16 protein-coding genes are annotated in these 13,339 nt (G+C 70.6%); 5 read left to right on the top strand and 11 right to left on the bottom strand.

Annotated elements, in window-relative coordinates:
* The first annotated feature begins 9 nt into the window (after nt 1-9).
* The 4 genes from pdxA (at nt 10) to EAT51_RS16235 (ending at nt 3,337) form a co-directional block, all read left to right on the top strand.
* Nucleotides 10-990 (top strand): 4-hydroxythreonine-4-phosphate dehydrogenase PdxA, encoded by a 981-nt coding sequence (pdxA, locus tag EAT51_RS16250; RefSeq protein WP_205953571.1) that lies wholly within the window; start codon nt 10-12, stop codon nt 988-990.
* Nucleotides 991-1,272: 282 nt separating this feature from the next.
* Nucleotides 1,273-2,085 carry a 16S rRNA (adenine(1518)-N(6)/adenine(1519)-N(6))-dimethyltransferase RsmA gene (rsmA, locus tag EAT51_RS16245; protein WP_130519234.1) on the top strand — a complete coding sequence of 271 codons (813 nt, stop codon included), beginning with the start codon at nt 1,273-1,275 and terminating at the stop codon, nt 2,083-2,085.
* A gap of 20 nt (nt 2,086-2,105) precedes the next feature.
* Complete coding sequence (gene apaG, locus EAT51_RS16240) at nt 2,106-2,486, top strand: Co2+/Mg2+ efflux protein ApaG (RefSeq protein WP_130519236.1); 381 nt, start codon at nt 2,106-2,108, stop codon at nt 2,484-2,486.
* Between the two features lie 5 nt (nt 2,487-2,491).
* Nucleotides 2,492-3,337 carry a symmetrical bis(5'-nucleosyl)-tetraphosphatase gene (locus EAT51_RS16235; protein WP_130561839.1) on the top strand — a complete coding sequence of 282 codons (846 nt, stop codon included), beginning with the start codon at nt 2,492-2,494 and terminating at the stop codon, nt 3,335-3,337.
* A 141-nt stretch (nt 3,338-3,478) separates the two neighbouring features.
* On the opposite strand, the gene EAT51_RS16230 is transcribed toward EAT51_RS16235, so the two are convergent.
* From EAT51_RS16230 to EAT51_RS16190, 9 genes are all read right to left on the bottom strand, one after another.
* Nucleotides 3,479-4,015, bottom strand: coding sequence for a dihydrofolate reductase (locus EAT51_RS16230; protein ID WP_165421968.1), 537 nt, complete (start codon nt 4,013-4,015; stop codon nt 3,479-3,481).
* Nucleotides 4,012-4,806, bottom strand: coding sequence for a thymidylate synthase (locus EAT51_RS16225; RefSeq protein ID WP_130519240.1), 795 nt, complete (start codon nt 4,804-4,806; stop codon nt 4,012-4,014). Before EAT51_RS16225 ends, EAT51_RS16230 begins: the two co-directional genes overlap by 4 nt.
* Entirely contained in the window at nt 4,806-5,705 is a 900-nt protein-coding gene (gene lgt, locus EAT51_RS16220) for a prolipoprotein diacylglyceryl transferase (protein ID WP_130519243.1), read from the bottom strand. The genes EAT51_RS16225 and lgt overlap by 1 nt, the downstream gene beginning before the upstream one ends.
* A gap of 108 nt (nt 5,706-5,813) precedes the next feature.
* Nucleotides 5,814-6,383 carry a hypothetical protein gene (locus EAT51_RS16215; protein WP_130519245.1) on the bottom strand — a complete coding sequence of 190 codons (570 nt, stop codon included), beginning with the start codon at nt 6,381-6,383 and terminating at the stop codon, nt 5,814-5,816.
* 368 nt (nt 6,384-6,751) lie between these two features.
* A complete protein-coding gene (locus EAT51_RS16210) occupies nt 6,752-7,240 on the bottom strand; it encodes a TPM domain-containing protein (RefSeq protein WP_130561838.1) in 489 nt (162 codons plus the stop codon).
* Nucleotides 7,240-8,142 carry a TPM domain-containing protein gene (locus EAT51_RS16205; RefSeq protein ID WP_130561837.1) on the bottom strand — a complete coding sequence of 301 codons (903 nt, stop codon included), beginning with the start codon at nt 8,140-8,142 and terminating at the stop codon, nt 7,240-7,242. The genes EAT51_RS16210 and EAT51_RS16205 overlap by 1 nt, the downstream gene beginning before the upstream one ends.
* Nucleotides 8,143-8,161: 19 nt before the next feature.
* Nucleotides 8,162-8,830, bottom strand: coding sequence for a LemA family protein (locus EAT51_RS16200; protein ID WP_130519249.1), 669 nt, complete (start codon nt 8,828-8,830; stop codon nt 8,162-8,164).
* Nucleotides 8,831-8,924: 94 nt separating this feature from the next.
* Nucleotides 8,925-9,662, bottom strand: coding sequence for a TerC family protein (locus EAT51_RS16195; protein ID WP_130523597.1), 738 nt, complete (start codon nt 9,660-9,662; stop codon nt 8,925-8,927).
* Nucleotides 9,663-9,678: 16 nt separating this feature from the next.
* Nucleotides 9,679-10,080, bottom strand: coding sequence for a diacylglycerol kinase (locus EAT51_RS16190; RefSeq protein ID WP_130519253.1), 402 nt, complete (start codon nt 10,078-10,080; stop codon nt 9,679-9,681).
* 268 nt (nt 10,081-10,348) lie between these two features.
* Between EAT51_RS16190 and EAT51_RS16185 the strand changes: the two genes are divergently transcribed.
* On the top strand, nt 10,349-11,092 hold the full coding sequence (locus EAT51_RS16185; protein WP_425599586.1) for an SGNH/GDSL hydrolase family protein: 744 nt from the start codon (nt 10,349-10,351) through the stop codon (nt 11,090-11,092).
* A 4-nt stretch (nt 11,093-11,096) separates the two neighbouring features.
* Here EAT51_RS16185 and EAT51_RS16180 read toward each other — a convergent pair whose 3' ends face one another.
* Both EAT51_RS16180 and EAT51_RS16175 read right to left on the bottom strand, forming a co-directional pair.
* Nucleotides 11,097-12,026: an isoaspartyl peptidase/L-asparaginase family protein gene (locus EAT51_RS16180; RefSeq protein ID WP_130561836.1), complete on the bottom strand. Its 930-nt coding sequence runs from the start codon at nt 12,024-12,026 to the stop codon at nt 11,097-11,099.
* A gap of 12 nt (nt 12,027-12,038) precedes the next feature.
* Complete coding sequence (locus EAT51_RS16175) at nt 12,039-13,301, bottom strand: sensor histidine kinase (RefSeq protein WP_130561835.1); 1,263 nt, start codon at nt 13,299-13,301, stop codon at nt 12,039-12,041.
* Between the last annotated feature and the right edge of the window lie 38 nt (nt 13,302-13,339).

Raw genomic sequence — 13,339 nt, 5'->3', positions numbered from 1 at the left:
GCAGCCAGGGTGATGCGGCCCGACCTGGCGCTCGTCCCCGGCGAGCCAGCCGGGATCGGGCCGGAACTGTGCATCCGGCTGATCCAGCAGCCGCGCAAGGACTGCCGGCTGGTCGCCTTCGGCGATGCCGACGCCCTGCACGCGGCGGCCCAGGCGCTGGCGCTGCCGCTGAACCTGCTGCCCGCCGACGCGCAGCCCCAGGCGCCGGGCGACCTGGCCTTCGTGCCGGTACCCAACGCGGTGCCCAGCCGCTTCGGCAGGACCGATCCGCGCAACGCGGCCGCGGTGATCGACGCCCTGCTCGCCGCGGCCGATGGCTGCATCGCCGGCCGCTTCGCCGGTGTGGTCACCGGCCCCGTGCACAAGGCGGTAATCAACGAAGGCGGCATCGCCTATACCGGCACCACCGAACTGCTGGCCCACCATGCCGGCCGCGCGGTGGTGATGATGCTGGCCAACCAGATCGTGCGCGTGGCGCTGGTCACCACCCACCTGCCGCTGCGCGCGGTGCCCGACGCGATTACCGAGACCGCCCTGCGCCACGCCGTGCACACCACCGCGCAGGCGCTGCGCGAGGATTTCGGCATCGCCCGTCCGCGCCTGTGCGTGCTCGGCCTGAACCCGCACGCCGGGGAGGAAGGCCATCTGGGCCGCGAGGAGCTGGACCTGATCATCCCGACGCTGGCGCGCTTGCGCGGGGAAGACCTGGAGCTGATCGGCCCGCTGCCGGCCGACACGGCCTTCCTGCCCGACAAGCTGGCCGGCTTCGACGCGGTGCTGGCGATGTATCACGACCAGGGCCTGCCGGTGCTCAAGTACAGCGGCTTCGAGCAGGCCGTGAACCTCACCCTGGGCCTGCCCTACCCGCGCGTGGCGGTCGATCACGGCACCGCGCTGGCGCTGGCCGGCCAGGGCGTGGCCGACCCGTCCAGCCTGTTCGCCGCGGTGCGCACCTGCGCGGCGATGGCCGCGCGCAGGCGCACACGGTGAGCTCAGCGGCAAGCCCCCGCCTGGAAGCACCCGCCCCCCCTGTAGAGCGGAGCTTGCTCCGCTGAGGCCTTCCCACCGATCCCACGGCTGTAGAGCGGAGCTCGCTCCGCTGGGGCTCTCCCACCAATCCCACGGATGTAGAGCGGAGCTTGCTCCGCTGGGGCTTTCCCGATGATCCGGCCGGAGAGCAGCGGAGCAAGCTCCGCTCTACCAGGATGCTGGGACGTGATGCGGCTCCCACGACAAAGAGGACGGCCTGCCCATGCCGGGTAAACTGTCGCAATGACCGCTACCCCCCACTTCAGTGCACCGGCCAAGAAGTCGCTCGGCCAGCACTTCCTGCACGAGCGGCACTACATCGACCGCATCGTGCAGGCGGTCGATCCCAAGCCGGGCGACACCCTGGTGGAGATCGGCCCAGGCCAGGGCGCGATCACCTTCCCGCTGCTGCGCCGGCACGGCGCGCTGACCGCGATCGAGTTCGACCGCGACCTCATCGCCCCGCTCACCGCCGCCGCGCAGGACGTGGGCGATCTGACCATCCTCCACCGCGATGTGCTCTCGGTCGATTTCACCGCGCTGGCGCAGGGCCGCACGCTGCGCCTGGTCGGCAACCTGCCTTACAACCTGTCCTCGCCGATCCTGTTCCATGCGCTGGACCATGCCGCGGCGATCGCGGACATGCATTTCATGCTGCAGAAGGAAGTGGTCGATCGCATGGCCGCAGGCCCGGGCAGCAAGGTCTACGGACGCCTGAGCGTGATGCTGCAGGCCTATTGCGAGGTGACGCCGCTGTTCGTGGTGCCGCCGGGCGCGTTCAGCCCGCCGCCGAAGGTCGATTCGGCCGTGGTGCGCCTGGTGCCGCGGGATCCGGCGCGTATCGACGTACGCGATCCCAAGCGCCTGGAAGCAGTGGTGCGCGCGGCCTTCGGCCAGCGCCGCAAGACCTTGCGCAATGCGCTGTCCAGCGTGTGCGACGTGGCCCAGATCGAGGCCGCCGGCATCCGCCCCGATGCGCGCGCCGAACAGGTGGCCGTGCGCGACTTCATCGCGCTGGCCAATCTGCCGTACGGCGAGGCGGCCGAACCGGGCTGAGGCTTGAGTACACTGTGCGCATGAGCAGCAACGATTACGCCATCGATGTCGATGTCGCCACCCGGTTCCTGGAAGAACGCTCGGAACCTGCCAGCGGTCATTACGTCTTCGCCTACACCATCGTGATCCGCAACCGCGGCACGCAGCCGGCGCGCCTGCTCGCGCGCCATTGGGAAATCACCGACGGCAACGGCAAGACCGAGCGCGTCGATGGCGAGGGCGTGGTCGGCGAACAGCCGCGCCTGCGTCCGGGCGAGCTGTTCCAGTACACCTCCGGCGCGGTGCTGGAGACCGACCACGGCACCATGCGCGGTCGTTACGACATGGTGGCCGACGACGGCACGCACTTCGATGCCCCGATCGCGCCCTTCGCGCTGTCGGTGCCGCGTACGCTGCACTAAGCGCCATGGCGGTCTGGGCGATTGGCGACCTGCAGGGCTGTTACGACGCCACGGCACGGCTGCTGGAAAAACTCGATTTCGATCCCGCGCGCGACCGGATCTGGTTGTGCGGCGATCTGGTCAACCGCGGCGGACAGTCGCTGGAGACCCTGCGCCTGGTGCATTCGCTGCGCGACCACTGCGAGGTGGTGCTAGGCAACCACGACCTGTCGCTGCTGGCCATCGGCGCGCGCACCGAAGAGGAGCAGCGCAAGGTCAATCCGGACCTGGGCCGGATCGTGCAGGCGCACGACCGCGACACGCTGCTGGAATGGCTGCGTCACCGCGAGCTGGTGCACGTGGACCGCGAGCTGGGCTGGATGATGGTGCATGCCGGCCTGGCCCCGCGCTGGAACTGCGCCGCGGCCGAGGGCTATGCGCGCGAGGTGGAGAAGCAGCTGCGCGGCCCGGCTTTTCGCAAGCTGATGCGCAGCATGTACGGCGACAAGCCCAACTGGTCCACCGGCCTGGCCGGCCCGGACCGCTGGCGCGCGATCATCAACGTGCTCACCCGCATGCGCTACTGCACGCCGCGCGGACGCATCGCGATGGAAGAGAAAGGCACACCGGGCACGCAGGCGCAGGGCCTGTATCCCTGGTTCGCCGTGCCCGGCCACGAGCCGCGCGAACTGAAGATCGTCTGCGGCCACTGGTCCACGCTGCGGCTGATGCTGGGCCTGGGCGTGCACGCCATCGACACCGGCGCGGTCTGGGGCGGCAGGCTCACCGCGCTGCAGCTAGATGCCGATGAGCTGCGCGTGGTGCAGGTGCCGGGGCGCGATGTCGACCCGGGCACGGCACGGCGCGATTAGCATCAGGTCGTCGTTCCCGCGAAAGCGGGAAACCATGGACGTTGATTCGGGGAAGCCCCAGAGGCGCTGGGTTCCCGCATTCGCGGGAACGGCGGTAGAGGACTTTTGCAGCGGCTATCGGGCCTGCCTCGATGGCAGCCGCTAGGCCTGCCTGACGTAATCCACGAACTCGAACGCCAGCGCGTGGCGGTCGTCGGCCGCATGCGGCTGGCGCGCCGCGATGCGCCACTGCGCCGGATCGAAATGCGGGAAGAACGCCTCGGCGCCCTGTACTTCGGTGTCCACGTGGGTCAGATACAGCACGTCGGCCAGCGGCAAGGCCAGCGCATAGACCTGGCCGCCGCCGATGACGCACAGCTCCTCGGCCCCCTGCCCGCTCGCCTGGCGCAGCGCGGCATCGAGCGAATCGACCGCGACCATGTCCTCGAACGGCACCTGCCCACCCCGCGTCAGCACCAGGTTCAATCGACCGGGCAAGGCCCGCCCCAGCGACTGCGCGGTCTTGCGCCCCATCAGCACCGGCTTGCCCAGGGTCAGCGCCTTGAAGCGCTTGAGGTCATCGGGCAGGCGCCACGGCAGATCGTTGTCGCGGCCGATGGCGTTGTGGCGGTCGAGCGCGGCGATGAGCGAGATGCGGGGCCTGGAAGATGCCGGCGCCTCGGACGAGGCCTGCGTCATACCGCCACCGGCGCCCTGATCGCCGGATGCGGGTCGTAGCCGAGGATCTCGATGTCCTCGAAGGTGAAGCCGAACAGATCGGTCACCTCCGGATTCAGATGCAGCCTGGGCAAGGCACGCGGCGTACGCGTGAGCTGCTCGCGCGCCTGCTCGAAGTGGTTCGAGTACAGATGCGCATCGCCCAGCGTGTGCACGAAATCGCCGACGCCCAGGCCAGTGGCCTGCGCCACCATGTGGGTCAGCAGCGCGTAGCTGGCGATGTTGAACGGCACGCCCAGGAAGATGTCGCCGCTGCGCTGGTAGAGCTGGCAGCTGAGCTTGCCGTCGACCACATAGAACTGGAACAGGCTGTGGCACGGCATCAGCGCCATCTGCGGCAGCTGCGCCACGTTCCAGGCGCTGATCACCAGCCGGCGCGAATCCGGGTTGCGCTTGATCTCCTGCACCAGCCACTGCATCTGGTCGATGGTCTGGCCGTCGGCGCCCTCCCAGCTGCGCCACTGCTTGCCGTAGACCGGGCCGAGGTTGCCGTCGGCGTCGGCCCATTCGTCCCAGATGCTGACCTTGTTGTCCTTGAGATAGGCGATGTTGGTCTCGCCCTTCAGGAACCACAGCAGCTCATGGATGATCGAGCGCAGGTGCAGTTTCTTGGTGGTGACCAGCGGGAAGCCTTCGCCCAGATCGAAGCGCATCTGCCAGCCGAACACGCTGCGCGTGCCGGTGCCGGTGCGGTCGGACTTCTCCGCGCCGTGCTCCAGCACGTGGCGCAGCAGCTCCAGGTACTGGCGCATCAGTGCGCCTCCGCGGGCGTGGCCTGCGCCGGGGGCACCGGCTGCAGCACCGGCGCGCGACGCGAGCGCCACAGCAGGAACAGGCCCAGCGCCACCAGCGGCAGGCTCAGCAGCTGGCCCATCGTCACCCAGCCGAAGGCCAGGTAGCCCAGCTGCGCGTCCGGCACGCGCACCAGTTCGACCAGGAAGCGCGAGAGGCCGTAGAGCAGCGCGAACAGCCCGGACACCGCGTAGCGATGGCGCGGCCGCATCGAGAACACCCACAGCACCGTGAACATCAGCACGCCCTCGAGCAGCGCCTCGTAGAGCTGCGAAGGATGCCGCGCGTAGCGGTCCAGCGCGCCCGCGGCGTACTGCGCCTGCAGCTGCGCCTGGCTCAGGTGCTGCTCGTAGAGGGCCGGATCGGTGGTCGGGAAGATCACGCCCCAGTTCGTGCCGGTGTACTTGCCCCACAGCTCGCCGTTGACGAAGTTGGCCAGGCGGCCCAGGCCCAGGCCGGCCGGCACCAGCGGCGCCAGGAAGTCCATCGTGTCGAAGAAGTGCAGCCGATGCCGGCGCGACCACAGCCAGGCGGCGGTGAGCACGCCGAGCAGGCCGCCGTGGAAGCTCATGCCGCCCTCCCACACCTTGAACACCTTCAGCGGGTTGTCCAGGTAGACCGGCAGGTCGTAGAACAGGATGTAGCCCAGCCGCCCGCCCAGCACCACGCCGAGCATGGCGTAGAACATCAGGTCGGAGAAATGCTCCAGGTTCACGCCCGGCAGGCGCCCGGCCTGCACGCGACGGCGGCCCAGATACCAGGCGGCGAAGAAGGACAGCGCGTAGGCGATGCCGTACCAGTGCACATCGACCGGGCCGATGGAAAAGGCGATGGGGTCGAGGTGGTGCAGGAAGATCATGCGTAGCCGACGGCGGACGAAACAGCCGACATTCTGACGTACCCGGCTGGCGCGCGCATGCGGCGCGCCGCAACGCGGCGATCCGCGGCCGCGCTCAGCGCCGCCGGATCAGGGCGCCGAGCCCTCTTCCACCGCCGGCATCGGCGGGCGCAGGCGGAACAGGCGCAGGCCCGCCGCGTTCAGCGCGGACTGCGCCGGCCCGGCGAGGTCTTCTTCGCCCGCCAGCCAGGATTCGACCAGCGTGCGGTCGCCGCGGCAGGCCAGCAGCAGCTCGTGCGCCGGCACCGACGGGCTGGCCTGGGCGACGTCGTGCAGGAACACCTGACGCAGCCGCAGCGAGCCGCGCAGCGCCAGCACCGTCTGTACCAGCAGGAAGGCGCCGATGCCCCAGGCCGCATCGCCTACGCCGCGCGCCGTGGTCAGCCAGGCGAAGGCCACGCAGGCCAGGGCACGCACCAGGGTGGCGCGAGTGTTCTCGCCCGGCATCTGCCAGCGCTGGTGATGCAGGTATTCGAACCAGGTCAGCACCAGGGCAAAGGCCGCCAGCGCGTTGCAGCCGGCCAGCACCAGCGCGCTGGACGCGGCCACCGCGATGGCCAGGTCGCGGCGGCGCGGGCGCATGGCGGCGGTGTACAGCCCGGGCAGGCGGGTCAGCGTGGCGGTGAGGGCTGGGTGCATAAGGACATCCTGGCGCGGCGGGCGGGGGCGGCGCAGAGGCCGGCGGCGCGCACGGCGCCTGCCTGGATTTCGCTGCACGGACCCGTGCCTGGCGGCGAAGCAGGTGCCTGGATGATGCCGCAGTGCGGCAGCCCCGTGAAGGGCGCGTGATGAATATCGGCGAGCGGCGGGCATTCCTGTGGTCGAGATCACAGGACGGCATCGGTGGGATGCAGAGCTGGCACGTCGATTCGCCCACCTGTAGAGCGGAGCTTGCTCCGCTGCTCTTCGTCCAATTCGTGGGGGAGGTCCCAGCGGAGCGAGCTCCGCTTCTCCTCGTCCGGTTCGTGGGTAAGGCCCCAGCGGAGCGAGCTCCGCTCTACAGATGCTCAGAGGATTCGCGGCAGATCGGGCAGTTCGTTGTCGCCGCGCTGCCCGGGCACCGCCGGAAACGCGCGGGCCAGCAGCGCCGAGGCGGCCTGCACCCCGGCAACGACCGCGGCCTCCGGATCGCCCTGGCGCATGCCGGCTTCGATCTTCGCGCAGACCTGATGCCATTCCTCGGCGCTGACCCGGCCTTCCAGCCCCCGGTCGGCGACGATCTCGATCTGGTGATCGGCCAGCAGCAGGTAGATCAGAACCCCGTTGTTGGCGGCCGTATCCCAGGTGCGCAGCCGGGCGAACGCCGCATGCGCGGCCGCGCGCGCGTCCACGCCCGCCCAGACCGCAGACGGGTGCAGGCCGGACTCGACCGCGAACATCACCTCGCCGCTGTGCAGGCGCTCGCCTTCGGCGATGGCCTGGGCGATGCGCTGCAGACGATCGGCCGGGAACAGCCGGTGCGCGGAGGGCGCGAACAGGTGCCGCAGCCAGCGCATCACCAGCTCCCCGAGGCGCCACCGCCTCCGGACGAGCCGCCGCCACCGCTCCAGCCACCGCCGCCGCCGAAGCCGCCCCCGCCACCGAATCCACCGCCGCCCCAACCGCCGCCGCCGAGGCCACCGCCCCAGCCGCCGAAGCCGCCCGGCCCGGCGAAGCGCCCGCCTGAACCGCCCAGCAGTCCCATCAGCAGGCCGATCACGCCCGCCAGCCCTCCCACCAGCACGGAGGCCAGCAGCCAGGCCACCGCGCCACCGGCCACGCCGCCGGCCAGCGCACGCAGCGGCCGCGGCAGCGCGCGCAGCACGGTGCGGGCGAAGCCGGCCACGACCAGGCCGGCGACCAGCGCGAACAGCCAGTCGCCGCCGCCCTGGCGACCGCCGGCCGGGTGCGAACTCTCCGGCGCCGGCAGCGGCTCGCCATCGATCAGCTTGACCAGCACCGCCGTGGCATCGGTCAGGCCGCCGGCGTAGTCGCCCTGGCGGAACTTGGGCGCCAGGTATTCCTGGATGACGCGGTTGGCGATGGCGTCGGGGATGGCGCCTTCCAGCCCGTAGCCGGGCTGGATGCGCACGCGCCGGTCGTCCTTGGCCACCACCACCAGCACCGCGTCGTCCACGCCCTTGCGGCCCAGCTTCCACTGGTCGAAGACGCGCTGGGTGTACTGCTCGATCTCTTCGGGCTGAGTGGTCGGCACCATCAGCACCTGCAGCTGGGCGCCCTTGCGCTGCTGCAGGTCCAGCGCCTGCTGGCGCAGCGCGCCGGCCTGCTCGGCCGTGAGCGTGCCGGTGGTGTCGATGACCGGCGAGTCCAGCGTCGGGATGGCCGCCTCCTGCGCCAGCGCCACGGGCGCGAGCAGCAGGACCAGCAGCAGCGCAGCCAGGCGCAGCAGCGGTTTCATCGCGTGTTGCGGCGGCAGCTTACTGGGCCGGGGTCGTGGCCGGCGGCGTCTGCTGCGGCGCCTGCGCCGGCAGGGCCTGCTGCTGCGCCGGCGCGCTCGGCGGCGGCTGGCTGAAGTCCACGGTTGGGGCCTGCGAGATCTGCGCCTCGTTGGCGACCGAGAAGTTGGGCTTCTCCTTGGCGCCGGTCACCTTGGCCGTCAGCGCCTGCGGGAACTGGCGGATATAGGTGTTGTAGTCCTGCACGGCCTGGATGTAGCGGCCGCGGGCCACGGTGATGCGGTTCTCGGTGCCTTCCAGCTGCGCCTGCAGGTCGCGGAAGTTCTGGTCGGACTGCAGGGTCGGATAGTTCTCGCTGACCACCAGCAGGCGGCTCAGCGCACTGCCCAGCTGCCCTTGCGCCTGGGAGAACTGCTGCAGCGAGTTGGCGTCATCGGCGTTGACCTGGATCTGGCCGACCCGGGCGCGGGCGTTGGTGACCTCGGTCAGCACCTGGCGCTCCTGCTGGGCGTAGCCCTGCACGGTGCGCACCAGGTTGGGGATCAGGTCGGCGCGGCGCTGGTACTGGTTGAGCACCTCGGACCAGCCGGCCTTCACCGCCTGATCCTTCTGCTGGATGGTGTTGTATCCGCAGCCGGCCAGCAGCGTCAGGGCCGCGAGCATCAGCAGGGAACGGAAAACATGGCGCATGGCGTGACTCTCCTGAAGGGTCGACCGGCGGCGCGAGGTGCGCACGCCGCGCATCATGAACAGGCTTTCATTAAAACGCTGTGGCCGCCTGCCCTCAGGCATCGACCCCGTGCGCCTGGGCGCGGCGGCGCATCAGCAGGTTGAGCACCTCGACCAGCGCCGAGAAGCCCATGGCGAAATACACGTAGGCCTTGGGCACGTGCACGTCCAGGCCATCCAGCACCAGCACCACGCCGACCAGCACGATGAAGGCCAGCGCCAGCATCTTCACCGTCGGGTTGGCGTCGATGAAGCGGCCCAGCGGATTGGCCGCCAGCAGCATCACCAGCACCGCCAGCACCACCGCCGCGACCATCACCGGGATGTGGCTGGCGAAGCCGACCGCGGTGATCACCGAGTCCAGCGAGAACACGATGTCGATGATCGCGATCTGCGCGATCACCATGCCGAACACCGCCGAGGCCTTGGTCGTGTTGGGATCGCCGTCGTCGCCGCCGGTGATCAGCTCGCGGATCTCGCCGATGCCCTTCACCACCAGGAACACGCCGCCCACGATCAGCACCAGGTCGCGGATCGAGATGCCCATGCCGCCCACTTCGAACAGATCGCTGCTCATGCGCGACAGATAGGCCAGCGACACCAGCAGCGCGATGCGCGTGATGCAGGCCACCGCGATGCCCAGCTTGCGCGCCTTGGAGCGCTGGCTCTCCGGCAGGCGGCTGACCGCGATCGAGATGAACACCAGATTGTCGATCCCCAGCACGATCTCCAGCGTGCTGAGCGTCAGCAGCGTCAGCCAGGTGTTGGGGTCGGCGAGGAAGTCCAGGTTCATGCGCGGGGGAAACCTTCTAGAGCGAGGGAGAGAACAGCAGCCACAGGCGCGGGCCGGCGATCAGCCCCCAGCACAGCAGCACATTGAGCATCGTCATCAGCACCGCGGCCGAGCCCATGTCCTTGGCGCGGCCGGCCAGTTCGTGGAACTCGGCGCCGTAGCGCTCGATCACCGCCTCCACGGCGGAATTGAGCAGCTCCACGGCCAGCACCAGCAGCAGCGAGCCGACCAGCAGCGCGCGCTGCACGCCGTCGCCGCCCAGCCACAGGCCCAGCGGCGCCAGCACCACGAACAGCACCACTTCCAGGCGGAAGGAGGATTCGTGCAGCCAGGCCGCGCACAGCCCCTGCCAGGACCAGCGCGCCGCCTTGAGCAGGCGCGCGGGGCCGCGCGGGGTATGGCCGTACAGGTCGGCCATGGTCAACGCGCGTCCCGCGGGCGGATCGGGGACGACGGAAGCGGCTGGAGCATGGGCCGGGTCGGGAGGGCAGCGGCGGAAAGCGGCGATTTTGCCATAGCCGGCACACGGGCCGGGTTAGCCGCATGCCGGCGGGCCCGTTGTGCGTTTCCGGGCAGGCCGCGCTGGTGCGGCAAGGCGGCGCGCGCCGTCGGGGTGGACGGCAGGCCTCGGGCTGGTTCACTGTGCGCCGCTGTTCGAAGGTTCCGTGGAGGGTTCTACCGTGTCGATCAAGTCGAGTGTTTCCCTTGTGCTGGCCGCCTGCGTGGCCTTGCTGACCGCCTGTGCGCAGACCCAGCTCGCCACCGCGCCCACCCCGCCGCCCGCGACCGCGCCGGCCGCACCGCCCGAAGTGGCCAGCGGCGCGGTGTCCAACCCGGCCTGGGCCAAGGACATGGACGCCTTCGCCGCGCAGGACGCGGCCAACCCGCCGCCCAGGCACGCCGTGCTGTTCATCGGCAGCTCCTCGATCCGCATGTGGAGCACGCTGGCGCAGGACTTCGCTGGCACGCCGGTGATCAACCGCGGCTTCGGCGGTTCGGAGGTGCGCGACAGCACCTATTACGCCGACCGCATCGTGGTGCCCTACCAGCCGCGCGAGATCGTGTTCTACGCCGGCGACAACGACCTGGCCGCCGGCCGCAGCGTGCAGCAGGTGGTGCAGGACACCTTCGCCTTCATCGCCCGCGTGCGCCGCGACCTGCCCGGCGTGCCGGTGGTCTACCTGTCGATCAAGCCCAGCCCCTCGCGCGCGCAGCTGCTGCCGCAGATCCGCCAGGTCAATGCGCAGATCGCCGCCCGCGCCGCGCAGTTGCAGGGCGTGCACTTCGTCGACGTGTTCACCCCGATGCTGGGCGCCGATGGCCAGCCGCGCAGGGAACTGTTCCGCGAGGACATGCTGCACATGACGCCGGAGGGCTATGCCATCTGGACCCGTGCGCTGAAGCCATACGTGGAAGGCAGCGCGCGCTGAGTGCCTAAGCGGCGAAGATCGCGGTGCCGCGCCGGCCGTCGCGATCGATCCAGCCGCGATACATGCCGGCGGTGTTGAACGGCAGCGCCAGCCGGCCCTGCGCATCGACGGCGATCACCCCGCCGTCGCCGCCCAGCGCCGGCAGCGTGCCGAAGATCACCGCGTCGGCCGCCTCGCCCACGCTGGCGCCGCCGTAGGCCACCCGCGCGGCGATGTCGTGCGCAGCCGCGCAGCGGATTAAGGCTTCGCCCCAGCCGGTGGCCGAGACGGCGACCTGCGTATCGGCCCAGGTGCCGGCGCCGATCAGCGGTGAGTCGCCCACGCGGCCCCAGCGCTTGTTGGTCATCCCGCCGGTGGACGTGGCCGCGGCCAGGTGGCCGTGCCGGTCCAGCGCCACCGCGCCGACAGTGCCGAAGTAGCGGCCCGCGGCCGACGCGCCCTCGCGTTCGTCCGCCTGCGCGCGTTGCAGCTGCGCCAGGCGCGCCGGCGTGTCGAACCAGGCGTTATCCACGCGCGCGATCCCGGGCTGGCCATCGGCGAAACGCTCGGCGCCCGGCCCGACCAGCAGCACATGCTGGCTGTGCTCCATCACCGCGCGCGCCAGCTGGACCGGGTTGCGCACCGTGCGCACGCCGGCCACCGCGCCGGCGCGGCGGGTATGGCCTTCCATCAGCGCCGCGTCGAGCTCGTGGTCGCCCTGCGCGGTAAAGACCGCGCCATGGCCGGCGTTGAACCACGGCGCCTCCTCCAGCGCGACCACCGCGGCCTTGACCGCGTCCAGTGCGGCGCCGCCGCATTGGAGCAGCGCGTGACCGGCGTCGAGCGCCTGCGCCAGGGCCGCGTGGATGGCCTGCTCCTGGTCCGGCGCCAGCGCATCGATCACCCCCGCGCCGCCGTGCACGGCCAGGGCGATGGGCGCATCGGGCGCAGGCATGCCGGGCGGCGCTTAGAAGAACCGGACCGTGGCGGTGGTGCCCTGCCCCAGCACGCTGTCCAGCTCGATCTTCCAGCCGAAGCGCTGGCACAGCCGCGAGACGATCGACAGGCCCAGCCCGGTGCTGTGCTGGCGCGTGTCGTCGGCGCGATAGAAGGGTTCGAAGGCGCGCTGCACCGCGTCGGCGGTCATGCCGATGCCGGTGTCGCGCACCACCAGACGGTCGCTCTCCACGCGCACCTCGATCTGGCCCTCGTCGGTATAGCTGCAGGCGTTGCGCAGCAGATTGCTGACCACCACATGCATCACCCGCGGCGGCGCGTGCAGGCGCGGCCTGGCGTTGCAGACCACGGTCAGATCGACCGGCTTGCCGATCAGCAGGTCGCGCGCGCTCTCGGCCTCGTCCAGGACCACATCGACCAGTTCGAAGTCCTCGCTCTGCGGCTCGACGTCCGCCTCGCGCGCCAGGATCAGGAAGGCGTCGATCACCGCCTCCATCTCCCGCGCCGAACGCTGGATGCGCTGCAGCGAGCGCACCGCGCGCGGCGGCAGCTCGCCGGCCAGGGCCAGGTCGGTGGCCACGCGGATCACGGTCAGCGGCGTGCGCAGCTCGTGGCTGGCGTCGCGGGTGAAGTCGCGTTCGCGGGCGACGTGGGCCTCCACGCGCTGCGACAGGCCGTGCAGGGCCTCGGCCAGGCTGCGCGCCTCCCCCTGCACCTCGCGCGGCAGCTTGTCCGAGGCCAGCGCCGAGATGTCAGGCGCGCGCGGATCCCATTGCGAGACCTGGCGCGCCAGCCACGAGGTCGGCGACACCAATGGACGGAAGAAGCGATAGGTCAGATAGGACGCGCCATACAGCGCGCCCAGGCACAGCAGCATCGGCAGCGCGCCGGACCAGAAGAACAGGCGCTCGGCCTGGGTGCCCAGCCAGGCCAGGTAGAGCCGCCCTTGCGGGCGGTCGTCGACCAGCACCACCTCGCTGCCGACGGTATGCACTCCGGGCTCGAGGTTGCGCAAGGGCTCGGGCAGGTTGAGCGTGGACTGGCCCGGCAGGACCAGATAGCCGCGCAGATCGTGCGTATTGGGCGGCGGCTGCGCCTTGGAGGTGGCGTACAGGTCCCAATAATGCGCGGCCTCCTCGTGCAGCATCGTCTGCACCAGGCTGCGCTTGATGACCGCCGAGACGATCAGCACCGACGCGATCACCGCCAGGCTGGCCAGGGCCACCCTGAGGATGAACGCGATGCGGATGCTATGGGGAAGTTCCTGGGGCACGACGCGCGATCAGTCTTCAGGAGAACCGCACGCCACCG

It is taken from the genome of Pseudoxanthomonas winnipegensis, assembly GCF_004283755.1.
GTDB lineage: Bacteria > Pseudomonadota > Gammaproteobacteria > Xanthomonadales > Xanthomonadaceae > Pseudoxanthomonas_A > Pseudoxanthomonas_A winnipegensis.
Note: the sequence above shows the minus strand (reverse complement) of the source record. Positions and strands in the feature narration are given on the sequence as shown.